We start from the raw sequence: 14,125 nt of genomic DNA on the forward strand, positions 1-14,125 counted from the left end.
GCGGTTATTTGGTCAGGCAGGCCTGAAGCTCTTTTGAAAGCGCGGCGTCCACCGCATCGACTGCGGCCCAACCTTCGGTTTGTGCCGTCTCAAGCCATTTATCTGCATCTGCATCATTCAGGGTAATCGTTTCGATGCCAGCTTCCGCCTGCTTGGCGTATTCGGCGGCGTTGATCTCGGCGTTCTTGGCGTTCAGTTCCTCCATCCAGGCCGCGCCCTCTTCGAGCTTGGCACGCTGTTCATCGGTCAGCCCGTTCCAGACATCGAGGTTCACCAGCAGGTTTACGTCGACATTATAAAAGCTTGGATCAACGCGGTACTTGGTCTGCTCGTCCCAGCCCAGATCCAGCACGCCCTGCGCAGGCCAACCGTAGCCGTCAATCGCGCCGCGCTCCAGGGCGCTGTAAACCTCACCGGGTGCGGTGCGCACCAGATTGGCCCCAAGCGCAGAGAACATTGCTTGGTAGACCGGCGTTGTACGGATTGTCAGACCAGACAGGTCCGGCCCGTCGATAGGCTTGGTCAGATAAAGGTGAAAACCCATCCCGTCGCCTGCGCGCGCCAGAAATTTCACGTTCATCTGTTCCTGATGGATGCGGTCGATCAGGTCATAGCAGCCGTTCGCGCGCTGTTCCTGAACAGTGTTTTCTGCCAGATGGATCGCATCGCCGGTGGGCACAAGGTTGGGATAGAACGCGGTTGTATTGTTGGCGATGTCGACGACGCCTGACTGAACAGCATTGCCCAGCTCAAACGGTGGTACGGCCTCGGGTCCGCCAACAAGCTGGATTTGCACGACCCCTTTACCGTTTTCGTTAATCCAATCGACAAAGGCTTCAAATTCGCGGCTGAACGTGGTGCCGAGGTTAAAGGCGGATACGCCACGCAAGGTCACCTCATCGGCAAAAGCAGCGGTGCTAAAGGAACTTGCCGCAAGAATGGCAGCCGAAAGCAGGGTCTTGATCTTCATGGTAACTCTCCCAGTGTTATCGCGGCCCGGCATCTTGCGCCCCGGTGCCACATTATATGTATCTGCATGTAAATCGTAGCGACACCCTGTCGCATAGTCAATTTTTATGGATTCCCCGGAGCGATTCCCGAGCGATTGTTGAAAGATCGTTTTTTGGGAACGGACACGCTTGCCGTTTTTCACCTTGTCGGGACTGCGAGTCGCAACGTGAGTACTGCACAATACTGTAAAATAATAACCCTACTGTTGCCCCAATTTTCGACCATACGCTCAGGATGAGAGTCCTAGGACAGTAACATGGCCGTAAGTACCATCGAAGCATTCTATCTGGGGACCTTTTCGGATCTCGATCCGAACGAGGGCAACTGGCAATCCGAGAATTCAGGCTCTCTGATCGGCCAGACCTTTGGTGATGTCTACGCGCCGCTCTATGACAGCATCGACAGTTTGGGGCTGGACGACGCGAACAATAACGGAGGGGTCAGCGAAAACGACAATGGGCAGGTCGGCGAGAATCTGATCTACAACGGGATCAGTGCGACCCTCGACAGCGTTATCGACTTTACTGTGACCGTCACATACTCGGACGGGACGACGGCATCGACGCAGATGGAAATCCTGCAAGACGTGTCTGGACGGTTGTTTCTGCTGCCTTACATAACCGGAAGTGGATTCAACGCCGTCCTGGACGACAAGCCGATCCAATCCATCACCCTCAATTCCATTGTCGGCGACAATTTCTCGAGTACGGTCGCAAATTCCGAACAGGACGCCTTTATTGACGGCACTGTGGACGGCACTGGCGGCGCGGACAACATCGGTACCAGCTATACAGACGCCGACGGCACCCAGATGAACGCCTATGGCGGCGATGACACCGTCGATGCCGGGGCCGGGAACGATTCAATTTTCTCGGGCGCTGGCGACGATCTGGTTTATGGCGGTGATGGCAACGATTACATCGAATACGGGGCCGGACAGGATACCGTCTTTGGTGGTGCAGGCGACGATATCATTGACGATGTCAGCGGCTTTTCCGAGATCGGTAACGACTTCATCGATGCGGGGTCCGGAAACGATACCGTTTGGACAGGTTTCGGGAGCGACACTGTTTTCGGTGGCGATGGAGCCGATATTGTTTTTGGTGAGGGCGACAACGACCTTATCTATGGCGGCACCGGGTCCGACAGTCTCTATGGCGAAGACGGTAATGACACGATTTACGGCGGCGAGGATCCGGCGACATCGGTCAATGGCAGCAACACGGTCACTTCGACTTATAATGTCATCCACCTGGGTTCCGGGGCCGAAGTGGACGACAATGAAAGCAATTTCGCAAATGAATATGCCAGTGCGCTACTGGGGTCATATGGCGGTGCGGGCAACGAGCTTTATAACGCCTTCCAACAGGCGAGTGTCACGGACAGCAATGCCAACACCTCCATTGACATGGATCATACTGGCACTCCGGAAATCATCACCATCGGCGGTGTCGCCAAGATGGTCGACACGGGCATCGTCTACAATGCGACGGTAACCTTCACCGACGCCACCACAGGGACTTTTACGGCGGTTGTGATCCAAACCACCGACGGCGAAGTCTACATGATGCCGGAGATGTCGAACAACGCTGACAATGCCCTGCTGACCAGCAAACCCATCCAAAGCATCTCTCTGGATTCAGTTAACGTCGGCTACACCAACATCACCTCAAGCCGGCTGGATGCGGATTACGCCCTTCCGGGCGACAGCGATACATTCGGTGACTTGATCGATGGCGGCGCGGGCAATGATGTTATCTTTGGGGGACTCGGAAACGACACCATCGCGGGCGGCGACGGGGACGATACCATCCTATACGGAGCAGGTGCCGATACCGTAGTGGGTGGAGATGGAAATGATTTCATAGACGATACGGCTGCGATTGAGGAAACAGGCGACAACTCCCTGTCTGGAGGGGCGGGCGACGACACCATTTTTGCGGGTGCGGGCTCAGACACCCTGTCGGGCGGTTCCGGAAATGACGCACTCTACGGTGAAAACGACGCGGACACCTTTCAGATCGAGGACGGCTTTGGGTCCGATGCCATTTTTGGCGGAGAGGGTGGTATAGACGATGATGCCATCGACCTTGCGACCCTCACTGGCGCGGTTACCGTCAGTTATTCCGGCAACGAGGCCGGCACCATCACCAATGGCATCGACACCCTTGCCTTTACAGAGATCGAGCGCCTGATCCTCACCGGTGGAGCGGACTCCGTCAATGCTGGTGCCGACACCGTCGGGATCAACGTCATCGCCGGGGCTGGCGACGATACGATCCGGGGCGGATCCGGCGCCGATACGATTCAGGGCGAAGAGGGCAACGACGCTCTTTATGGTCAAAATGGGGATGACAGCCTTATCGGAGGGGCGGGCGACGACTATTTCGATGGGGGCATCGGGAACAACACGCTAAGCGGTGGCGACGGCTCTGATTTCTTCGACATCGGGACTGGCAACGACACTATCATCGGCGGTGAGGGCGGCACCGATCGAGACGTCGTCTCTATTGCAAGGCTCAACGACGCGATCACGGTCACCTATTCCGGCGATGGTCAGGGCACCTATTTCGACGACGATGGCGATAGCGGGCAATTCTCGGAGATTGAAGCTTGGGAGCTGAGCTCCGGAGCGGACAACTTTGACGCTTCGGCCGATTCTGCTGGTGTTGAGGTCGACGCTGGCGCAGGCAACGACAGCGTCGTGGGCGGCAGCGGCAACGATACGATTGTCGGCGGCGCGGGCAATGACACCCTGACCGGTGGCGCGGGCAATGAAATATTCAGCTATGCTGCGGGTGATGGTGCAGACACAATCACTGATTTCAACTTTGGTAATACCGGCACGCTGGATGATGCCGACACCACCAACAACGACTTCATTGATCTTTCCGCATTCTATGACAACATCTGGGAACTGCATGCTGACCAGGCCGACGATGGCATCCTGAACCAGTCAAACGATGGTGTGGGGGGCGTAGACTATTCGGACAATGACAGTTTCGGCACCGGCAGCCTGACCTTCAGCGGTGCCAGTGCCAACAACAGCTCGTTCACATCCGAAAATACCGGTGTCGTGTGTTTCGCGGAAGGAACGGCGATCCGAACACCCATGGGCGACGTCGCGGTCGAGGATCTGCAACCGGGCGATCTGATCAGCACCCTTGATGCCGGGCCGCAGCCACTGGTCTGGGTAGGATGCACCGACCTGACCTTGCGCGCCGGGACAATCGATCCGTGCGCGACCCCGGTGCGGATCAAACCGTCACGCCCCGGCATCAATCGCGCGCTTCTGGTGTCACCCCAGCATTGCCTTTTGATGGACTTGCCCGACGGATCGACTGTGTTCTGCCGTGCCCGCCATCTGGCCGAGGAAACGCGGCTGGCATCTTTTGCGAAGGGCCGTGAGACAATCCGTTACTACCACCTCCTGCTTCCAGAGCACCATGTATTGATCTCAGAAGGATGGTGCAGCGAAAGTTTCTATCCTGGCTCGCAGGCGATGGCTCTGATGAATCCGGTCGAACGTGCCCGTCTGGTCGCTGCGGTCCCGCACCTGCAAGACAAAAAGCCTTCGGCTGCGTATGGCCCCCGTGCGAGACGTGTTCTGGCACGCAAAGACGTCCAAGGAAGATTCTCTAACGGAGCCCTGGCGTTGAGCAATGCGGATCAGTCCCGAAGAATTCCGCCTTACAAAATCACTAGCATGGCATCAGTGGTGTCAAATCAGAGGTTGGCTGAAGCCAGTGGACCCATCTGTCCCTAACGGCACATCGAAGACCTAGCCAAGCGATACCACGATTTAGCCGTTAATCAGAACACTGCCGCAGAGTTGCTGCATCTGCTTTAGCCAGTAAAGCGCTCTGAACGCCGTGAGATGCAAAAACTCCGTACAACCACCTCAGCCAGTTTCCGCCTCGCCATGGCTAACCCTGAGCAAGAGGCGATGACGATGCGTGCCGCGCCTTGTCATGCATGTCCATGCCGACCTGCCGGACAATCGCCGCGACCTCCATCAGCTTTTCGGCCAGCGGGTTCGTCTTGCGCCAGACCATCCCAATGCGTCGGGCCGGACCGGGCGGCGGGAACCGTGCGACAGATACCTGAGCCACCCGGGTCTCGAGCGGCAGCGCCATCTCGGGGATCAATGTCAGACCCATGCCTGCGCCTACCATCTGGACCAGCGTCGAAAGCGAGCTTCCCTCCATCAGGTAGCGCGGCCTCGCTGTCGAAACTTCGCAAAAGCTGAGGGCCTGATCACGAAAGCAATGCCCTTCTTCCAAGAGCAGCAGCCGCATTTCCTGCAGCTTTTCCGGGCTTGGTACCGGCTTGTCAGCCTCGGTTTTTGGGCGAACCAGCAGAAAGTCCTCGTCAAAAAGAGCGAACTCCTGAAGCGCAGGTTCCGATATCGGAAGAGCCACGATCGCCGCATCCAGTTGTGAATCGAGCAAATCAGCAATCAGCGATTTTGTGACAGTTTCCCGTGGGTAAAGATCAAGTCCGGGCATCCGTGCCGCAAGCGCAGTCATCACCTGAGGGAGCAGGTAGGGCGCCACCGTCGGTATGATCCCAAGACGCAGTTGCCCGGCCAATGGCCCCGTTGCTGACCGGACGAGGTCATTCAGTTCACCGACCTGTACAAGGATCTGGCGCGCCCTTTCCAAAAAGGCCTCACCCAGGCTTGTCAGACGGATATGTCGCGCACTTCGCTCGACCAGAGGCGAGCCCAGCATGCCCTCCAACTCCTTGATCTGGACCGAGAGCGCGGGCTGCGAAATACCGCATGATTCAGCGGCGCGACCAAAGTGAGTGTGGCGGGCAAGGGCATCAAAGTATCTGAGGTGTTTAAGCGTAAGGCTTAGCATAAGCGCAAGTTATCGCTTCAGTTAGAAAAATCAATTGGGATTTATGGAAGCCAGTCGTTAGAATTGTTCTAAGCTGTAGATTCGATACAGCACCAATAAACACGGAGCGGATCATGGACGGAAACAATGTGATGAAGGGCGGTTGCCCCGTCATGCACGGCGGCAACACCGGAATCGACAACCACCCATTGAAGTGGTGGCCAAAGACACTCAACATCGACATCCTGCATCAGCACGATGCGCGTTCAAACCCGATGGACCCTGACTACGATCATCGCGAGGCCGTGAAGGCACTTGATTTCAAGGGCGTCTGGGATGACGTCGACAAGCTTTTGACCGACAGTCAGGTCTGGTGGCCGGCGGACTGGGGCCATTACGGTGGCCTGTTTATTCGTCTGTCGTGGCATGCGGCAGGCTCCTACCGCCTGGGTGACGGACGTGGCGGCGCAGGCACCGGCAACATCCGGTTTGAGCCACTGAACTCTTGGCCCGACAATGCCAGCCTCGACAAGGCGCGGCGCATTCTGTGGCCCGTAAAAAAGAAATACGGCAATGCCCTGTCCTGGGCCGATCTGCTGGTTCTCGCGGGCACCGTGGCCTATTCCAACATGGGATTAAAAGTTTATGGCTTTGCCTTCGGTCGTGAAGATATCTGGGGCCCGGAAATCGACATCAACTGGGGCAGTGACAGCGAAATCCTCGCACCTACCGAAGAACGTGTGACCGATGTCAAAGATGCGACTTCGATGTACAACCCGTTGGCTGCGTCTCACATGGGCCTGATTTATGTGAACCCGGAGGGTGTGAACGGTAATCCCGACCCGGCGGAGACCGCCAAATATGTCCGCATGACTTTTGGGCGGATGGCGATGGACGACGTAGAAACCGCGGCCCTCACCGTCGGCGGCCACACCGTGGGCAAATGTCACGGCGGTCTGGCGGCAGACGCCGTTGGTCCAGCGCCTGCTGGCTCCGATGTGGTGAACGCCGGTTTCGGCTGGAGCGATCCAGGCAATGACGGCAACGCAAATACTGCGCATACGTCAGGTCTTGAAGGGGCATGGACATCCAACCCGACCAAGTGGGACAATGGCTATCTCGAACTGCTGTTCAAATATGAATGGCAGCCGGTCAAATCCCGCGCGGGTGCATGGCAGTGGGAGCCGATCGACATCGCTGAAGAGGACAAAGTCCCCGACGCGACCGATCCGTCCATCAAGCATAACCCGATCATGACCGATGCCGATATGGCAATGAAGGTCGATCCCGTGTACCGTGAGATCTGCGAGAAATTCCATGCCGATCCGGACTACTTGTCCGAAACTTTCGCAAAGGCGTGGTTCAAGCTGACCCACCGCGACATGGGGCCAAAGGCTAACTACTATGGTCCGTTCGTCCCACAGGAAGATCTGATCTGGCAGGATCCGGTTCCTGCAGGTTCGACCGACTACTACGTTGAGGCGGTGAAGGCGAAAATCGCCGACAGCGGCCTGACCGGGGCCGAGATGATTGCGACCGCGTGGGACAGTGCCCGCACCTATCGTGGCTCTGATATGCGGGGCGGCGCCAACGGTGCCCGTATCCGTCTTGCGCCACAAAAGGACTGGGCCGGCAACGAGCCTGCGCGTCTGGCCAAGGTGCTTGGCATTCTTGAGCCAATCGCCGCCGAAACAGGCGCGTCCATCGCCGATGTGATCGTGCTGGCGGGCAATGTTGGTCTGGAACAGTCGATCAAGGCCGCTGGTCATGATGTGGCCGTGCCTTTCGCCGCTGGGCGTGGCGATGCAACCGACGAGATGACGGACGCTGACAGCTTCTCTGTTCTGGAACCGCTCGCTGACGGATTCCGCAACTGGGAGAAAGAAGCCTACGACACCCCGGCAGAAGAGCTGTTGCTCGACCGGGCGCAGCTTCTGGGTCTGACCGGCGCAGAGATGACAGTTCTGGTGGGCGGCCTTCGGATGCTTGGCGTCAACTATGGCGGGTCCAAGCACGGTGTCTTCACCCACCGCGAAGGCCAACTGACCACCGACTTCTTCCAGACAATCACTGACATGGACTACAAGTGGGTCCCGATCGAGGAAGACGGCTCTTATGAGTTGCAGGACCGTGCAACAGGTGAGGCCAAGTACACGGCCACACGTGCTGACCTTGTCTTTGGGTCGAACTCTATCCTGCGTGCCTTCTCCGAAGTTTACGCACAGGACGGCAACGAGGCGAAGTTCGTACGCGATTTTGTCGCTGCATGGACGAAAGTCATGAATGCCGGCCGGTTCGATCTGGTAGCATAATCTAAACATGGTTCGGGCAGGCCGTTGCTTGCCCGAACCGCGCCTGCCTTCGATAACGAGGTCAATCAAAGAACGATTGCGCAAGAGAATTCTGCCGCGCCGGGACCGCAATAATCATTTCCCCCAAACCAAAGTCTCCGGAACGCTGTGCCGTGGCTCACCCAAACGGTCATCGCTATGAGGTCGTACTGCGGATTGAAACCCAGAATTGGCTGACTTGCGGTTATTCGACCTCTTGGTATCCTGCGCCGTAGATACAACACTGATCGCTGTGTCCCTGTCCGGGACATTCCGCGTCAAGGCCACTCAGTATCGGGCTGGAAAAGACCGGTCGCCTTCGAACACTAAGTGGCCTGAACGACCACTTGGTCCGATAGAACATCGCTACAGTTCCAACGAGGTGCGCATTTTCTACAGTTTTTGTCTGGGATTTTGGCCGTTTCGTGAGAATTCGGCCCGAAAGCTCACGGGAGTTTCTACAAGCTCCTGCACAAAGCCCTGTAAATAAGCCGTATTTCTCAGGCAGTTTTGGTGACCCCGGCAGGATTCGAACCTGCAACCTGCCCCTTAGGAGGGGGCTGCTCTATCCAGTTGAGCCACGGGGCCACAGGAAAACCGTTTACCCAAGACCGCAACGCTTGTCATCGCCCTATTGCCTTTTTGCACGGCGCTTGATCGCGGTGTCCTGTTCGCGCTAACTGGTTATAGAACATAAAAGGTGCCTCGCTTTGAATACTGCTGCCAAACGCCCGCTGACGCTGCGTGATGTCTCTGACGCCTGTGGCGTATCCGAAATGACGGTCAGCAGGGTGCTCAGGAACCGCGGCGATGTGTCGGAGGCGACACGCAGCAAGGTGTTGGCGGCGGCGAAAGAACTTGGCTACGTGCCCAACCAGATTGCCGGGTCGCTTGCCTCGCAACGGGTCAATCTGGTGGCGGTGATTATCCCGTCTCTCAGCAACATGGTCTTTCCCGAGGTGCTGAACGGCATCAATCAGGTGTTGGAAGACACGCCCTTGCAACCAGTTGTGGGTGTAACCGACTATTTGCCAGAAAAGGAAGAACGGGTTCTCTATGAGATGCTGTCATGGCGTCCCTCCGGTGTGATCATCGCGGGGCTTGAGCATTCCGATGCCACGCGCGCGATGCTCAGCAACGCGGGCATTCCCGTGGTCGAGATCATGGACACAGACGGCAAGCCGGTCGATGCTATGGTCGGCATCTCTCATCGTCGCGCGGGGCGGGAAATGGCCGCGGCGATCCTGAAAGAAGGCTATGAACACATCGGGTTCATGGGTACCAAGATGCCGCTTGATCACCGCGCACGCAAACGGTTTGAAGGGTTCACCGAAGGCCTCGCGAAGGCTGGAATCGAGATCGAGGACCGCGCGTTCTATTCCGGTGGCTCAGCACTGGCCAAGGGGCGTGAGATGACGCAGGAGATGCTTGAACGCTCCCCTGATCTGGATTTCCTGTATTACTCAAATGACATGATTGGGGCCGGTGGTTTGCTCTACCTGCTGGATCAGGGCGTGGATATTCCCGGCCAAATCGGGCTTGCCGGCTTTAACGGCGTCGAATTGCTGCAAGGGTTGCCCCGCCAGCTTGCCACCATGGATGCCTGCCGCATCGAGATTGGTCAGGCAGCAGCAAAGATCATTCTGAACCAGACGATGGACACGCCCGACCCGGACTTGCCAAATCAGGTTACGCTGACCCCGACACTTTCCTTTGGGGATACCTTGCGCCGCCGCCGTCGGTAATGCTGGACCTCAGCAACTCCCAAGCGCGCCGCATCTTTCTGGACCGACACCGGCTGTCCGAGGCACCGCAGGGGCCCGCATCTGGCGGCGACCTTCTGGAGATGATTGAAAGCCTTGGCTTTGTTCAACTCGACAGCATCAACACCGTCGCGCGCGCCCATGACCTGATCCTTTTTTCCAGGCGCCCCCGCTACCGTCCGCAGGCGCTCAAGAACCTATACGAACAGGATCGCGCCTTGTTTGAACATTGGACACATGACGCGGCGGTCATTCCGATGCGGTTCTATCCGCAATGGCACCTGCGCCGCCAGCGGGACGCGAAACGCCTGCGCCAACGTTGGAGCAAGGACCGGCGCGAAGGGTTCGAAAAGCAGTTTCAAATTGTGCTGGACCAGATCCGGGAAAGCGGCCCGGTCTGTTCCTCTGACGTGGGCAAGGACGAAAAGCGTGGCTCCGGCGGCTGGTGGGACTGGCATCCGTCCAAGACCGCACTGGAATATCTCTGGCGCAGCGGGGCGCTGTGCGTCGTGGGGCGGGACGGTTTTCAGAAACGCTATGACCTGACAGAACGGGTGTTGGACCAACATCTGCATGATCCCGAAAATGCTCCGCATACCGAAGAGGTCATAAACTGGTGCTGCGATCAGGCGCTGGTGCGGTTGGGGTTTGCAACCCACGGGGAACTCGCCGCTTTTTGGGATCATATCACCCCGGCGGAAGCGAAACACTGGTGTCTGGCAGAACAATCCGCCGGACGGTTGGAACAGGTGCAGATCACCAGCGCGGACGGTAGTCAAAGATTGGCCTTCGCGCGGCCCGGTCTGGATGAGGATCCAGCGCTTCAGAATGCCCCGACCAACCGATTGCGCATTCTCAGCCCTTTCGACCCGGCACTGCGGGACCGCAAACGCGCAGAGCGGCTGTTCGGGTTCACCTACCGGATCGAGGTTTTCGTGCCGGAACCGCAGCGCACTTTTGGTTACTACGTGTTTCCCATTCTGCAGGGCGACCGGCTGGTGGGCCGCGTCGATATGAAAGCTTTCCGCGACGAAGACGTGCTGCGCGTCCGCGCGCTTTGGTCTGAGGGTAATATCCGCTGGGGCAAGGCACGGCAGACGGCGTTCGAGGGCGAATTGGATCGCGTGAAACGTCTTGCCGGGGTTGATCGTGTCGAATTTGAGGACGGCTGGTTGCGCGGCTCAGCGCAGCAACATCTCGGCTAGATCGTTGGCTGCCGCACGCAGGCGGTCCAGATGGCCTTTCAGTTCCTCAAGACTGATCCGCTGGATCGGGGCGTGCACCGACAAGGTCGACATCAGCCGGCCCAGATCATCGCGGATTGGCACGGCAATGGCGACCATGCCTTCCATGAATTCCTGATTGTCCGTGGAAAAATCGTTCTGACGCACCTTGTCAATCTCCTGCACGATGGCTTCTGGATCGGTCAGAGTATCGGGCGTATGCGGTTCAAGTACCGCGTTGGACAGGTATTTGGACAGGTTGCGCGGCGGCAGGGATGACAGGTACATCTTGCCGCTGGCTGTGCAATGGAACGGCACCGTGGTCCCAACGGGCAACTGAATACGCAACGGCCACTTGGTATCGACCCGGTCGATGTAGATCATCCCGTCACGCTCCGGCGTGGCAAGGTTGCAGGTCTCGCCCACGTCTTCGGTCAGCGCGTTCAGCACCGCCAGCCGAACGGTTCGCAGGCGGGTGGACGACAAAACGTTCCCTGCCAGCTTGCGCAACCGCTGTCCCGGCGAATAGGACCGCCCGTCGACGTCACGTTGCAGGAACCCTTCTTCTTCCAGCCGGTGAAACAGGCGGTGCACCGTGGGCTTTGGCAGGCCCAGCACCTCGATTGCGGCCGTTGGCGTCAAAGGCACCCCGACGCGGGCAATCTCCTCGAGCAGAAGAAGCAACCTCAAATTGGTTGGAATTGCCTTTTCTGAACTGCTCGTGTCGGGCATTTGCGACTTTCTGTCTCTCAGATCACCATCTCAGTGTCATACGGTTATCCCCCCAACCCTGACAAGAGTTCAAACAGGTAGCCTCCGGGCAGGAGCGTGTTTGAAAGCGAGGGGAAGATCGCCACACAGAACCAGACGATGACCAGCGACACAAGGTACATCGTCGCGTACCGAAGCAGGCGGAAGTAGGGCACGCCTGTCACGCCGGAGGCCACGTAGAGGTTCAGACCGTAAGGCGGTGTGATAAACCCGATGGATGCCCCCACAAGGAAGATCACCGCGAACTGGATTGGATCGACACCAACAGACGCTGCAATCGGGGCAAGAATGGGGGCCAGAATGATTGTCACTGGTAAGGATTCAAGGATCATTCCTGCGACAAAGACAATTGCCATCGCGGTAAAGAGAACGGGATAGTATCCGCCCATACCCGTGACGAAACCGCCGATGACCTGCTGCGCACCCAAAAGCGACAGGATCTGTTGCATCACCACAGAGACAGCGATCAGCGGGGCAAGGATGCCGGTGATCTGCGCCGAGCGGACAACGATGGAAGGGATCTCGATCGGCGTGAACCCTTCGACCACAACCATCGACGCAAGTGACCGCTCTTCCACCGGCGCATCCGGCTTATTCTTCATCAGCTTGTTCAGCGGATAGGAAATGACGCCAACGATGATACAGAAACCCACCGTCACACCCGCCGCTTCTGTCGGAGAGAACTTGCCGGTGTAGATGCCCCAAAGCACCAGACCGATGGCAAAGAAGCCCAGCCAAGCGCCCACGGCGGTCTTGAAGACCCGCCATGGCGACAGGGTGATCAAAAAGCCCCACTTGTTAATGTAACAGATGACGAAACAGGCGATCATCATCGCCAGCACCATCAGCGATCCGGGCACGATGCCCGCAATGAACAGGTCCGAGATCGGCAGGTTCATCAAAAAGCCGTAGACGATGAAGATGATCGAAGGTGGAATGATGATCCCCACCGTTCCGCCCGCCGCCGCCGTGGCGGCAGAGAACCGTTCGTCATAGCCCCCCTTGACCATCTCGGGATGCAGCATCGAGCCAATGGTGGCCGTGGTGGCAGAGTTCGAGCCGGAGATGGCCGCGAACAACCCGCATGCGCCGATGGAAGCCATGGCAAGCCCGCCGCGCAGCCACCCCAGACAGGCATAGGCAAAGTTTGAAAGCCGCCGCGCAATACCTGACTTGTTGATCAAGTCCCCGGTCAGGATGAAAAGCGGCATCGCCAAGAGCGCAAAGCCCTTGTTAAAGACGTTCATCAGCTCCGCACCGGTGTTGTCGAGCGTGAGGCCCATCACAAAGGAACATCCCACCACCCAGTAGAAAATCACCAGCAGCACGGGCACGCCCATCATGAACAGGAACGTCACGCCAAGAGAAATCAGTGTAATCCAGCTTCCATCGGTCATCACACATCCCCCCCGATTACGGCTTGCTCTATCAGCGGCTCGCCTGCCCGGTATCTTTTCAGGTCTTCAAAGAGATTCTCCCAGACACGCCCTGCCATCAGCAAAAAGGCGATGGGCACGGTAATCAGGAATTTCCACTGCATCAGGTTGTCGGTGCCCAGAACGATCTGGAAGTTGTCGTAGGAGTTCACTGTCACCCGCGCCGTTGTCGTAACCACGATGATGCAGAACCCCATCCACAGCACGGCGTCCATCATCAGCACGATGATCTGGCCCCTCGGCGGCATCTTGGATCGGAATTCGTTAAAGCTTAGATGCGTCCGCAGCCGCACATTAAAGGCACATCCGTACCAGGCCATCACCATGAAAAGCAGTGGCGGGATGGTTGTGGACCACGCCGGTTGCCCCGCCCAGGCTTCGGGAAACCACCAAAGGTTCGGGCCAAAACGCTGCAACACACCAACAAAGATGATCATTGCGATCACGATATACGTCCAGACGACGATCGTGCGTTCCAGATGACGGTCCAGAAAGGGGACGCGTTGATAAATCCAGTACACCAGCAAACCACCCAACAACGTGAGCGGCCCGAACACGAACCATGCCGCCGGTGAGCGGTACGCCTGAACTGTAGAAAATGTGATGTCACCACTCAGCGTTGCGCCGATGATGGTGCCGACGTCAGCCATGACAGACATGACGGTCCCCTCCCAAAGACATGATAGGGCATTCTCCAACGCCCCGATATGCTAAGGTCGGCCCACAAGAAGGGCCGACCTTCTTCTT

9 protein-coding genes and 1 tRNA gene are annotated in these 14,125 nt (G+C 57.7%); 4 read left to right on the plus strand and 6 right to left on the minus strand.

Annotated features, from left to right (window positions below):
- Positions 1-4 precede the first annotated feature (4 nt).
- Positions 5-970: a TRAP transporter substrate-binding protein DctP gene (gene dctP / locus GV827_RS04350; RefSeq protein ID WP_164352478.1), complete on the minus strand. Its 966-nt coding sequence runs from the start codon at positions 968-970 to the stop codon at positions 5-7.
- Between the two features lie 297 nt (positions 971-1,267).
- Here dctP and GV827_RS04355 point away from each other — a divergent pair, with 297 nt between their 5' ends.
- On the plus strand, positions 1,268-4,777 hold the full coding sequence (locus GV827_RS04355; RefSeq protein ID WP_164352479.1) for a Hint domain-containing protein: 3,510 nt from the start codon (positions 1,268-1,270) through the stop codon (positions 4,775-4,777).
- A gap of 160 nt (positions 4,778-4,937) precedes the next feature.
- Here GV827_RS04355 and GV827_RS04360 read toward each other — a convergent pair whose 3' ends face one another.
- The gene (locus GV827_RS04360; protein WP_164352480.1) at positions 4,938-5,876 is read right to left on the minus strand and encodes a hydrogen peroxide-inducible genes activator; all 939 of its coding nucleotides are present in this window, start codon (positions 5,874-5,876) and stop codon (positions 4,938-4,940) included.
- 113 nt (positions 5,877-5,989) lie between these two features.
- On the opposite strand from GV827_RS04360, the gene katG reads away from it, so the two are divergent.
- Positions 5,990-8,167 (plus strand): catalase/peroxidase HPI, encoded by a 2,178-nt coding sequence (katG, locus tag GV827_RS04365; RefSeq protein WP_164352481.1) that lies wholly within the window; start codon positions 5,990-5,992, stop codon positions 8,165-8,167.
- A gap of 529 nt (positions 8,168-8,696) precedes the next feature.
- Here the strand turns inward: katG and GV827_RS04370 are convergent.
- Positions 8,697-8,773, minus strand: a tRNA-Arg gene (locus GV827_RS04370).
- Positions 8,774-8,895: 122 nt separating this feature from the next.
- On the opposite strand from GV827_RS04370, the gene GV827_RS04375 reads away from it, so the two are divergent.
- Together GV827_RS04375 and GV827_RS04380 are read left to right on the plus strand one after the other, a co-directional pair.
- Positions 8,896-9,930 carry a LacI family DNA-binding transcriptional regulator gene (locus GV827_RS04375; RefSeq protein ID WP_164352482.1) on the plus strand — a complete coding sequence of 345 codons (1,035 nt, stop codon included), beginning with the start codon at positions 8,896-8,898 and terminating at the stop codon, positions 9,928-9,930.
- Complete coding sequence (locus tag GV827_RS04380; protein WP_164352483.1) at positions 9,930-11,153, plus strand: winged helix-turn-helix domain-containing protein; 1,224 nt, start codon at positions 9,930-9,932, stop codon at positions 11,151-11,153. Before GV827_RS04375 ends, GV827_RS04380 begins: the two co-directional genes overlap by 1 nt.
- Here the strand turns inward: GV827_RS04380 and GV827_RS04385 are convergent.
- The 3 genes from GV827_RS04385 to GV827_RS04395 are packed head-to-tail and all read right to left on the minus strand — an operon-like array spanning position 11,130 to position 14,037.
- Positions 11,130-11,903: an IclR family transcriptional regulator gene (locus tag GV827_RS04385; protein ID WP_164352484.1), complete on the minus strand. Its 774-nt coding sequence runs from the start codon at positions 11,901-11,903 to the stop codon at positions 11,130-11,132. The two genes, GV827_RS04380 and GV827_RS04385, sit on opposite strands and share 24 nt — an antisense overlap.
- Before the next feature lie 44 nt (positions 11,904-11,947).
- Complete coding sequence (locus GV827_RS04390; protein WP_164352485.1) at positions 11,948-13,339, minus strand: TRAP transporter large permease; 1,392 nt, start codon at positions 13,337-13,339, stop codon at positions 11,948-11,950.
- Positions 13,339-14,037: a TRAP transporter small permease gene (locus GV827_RS04395; protein WP_164352486.1), complete on the minus strand. Its 699-nt coding sequence runs from the start codon at positions 14,035-14,037 to the stop codon at positions 13,339-13,341. The genes GV827_RS04390 and GV827_RS04395 overlap by 1 nt, the downstream gene beginning before the upstream one ends.
- Between the last annotated feature and the right edge of the window lie 88 nt (positions 14,038-14,125).

Source organism: Sulfitobacter sediminilitoris, from assembly GCF_010667575.1.
In the GTDB taxonomy this organism is placed as follows: domain Bacteria; phylum Pseudomonadota; class Alphaproteobacteria; order Rhodobacterales; family Rhodobacteraceae; genus Sulfitobacter; species Sulfitobacter sediminilitoris.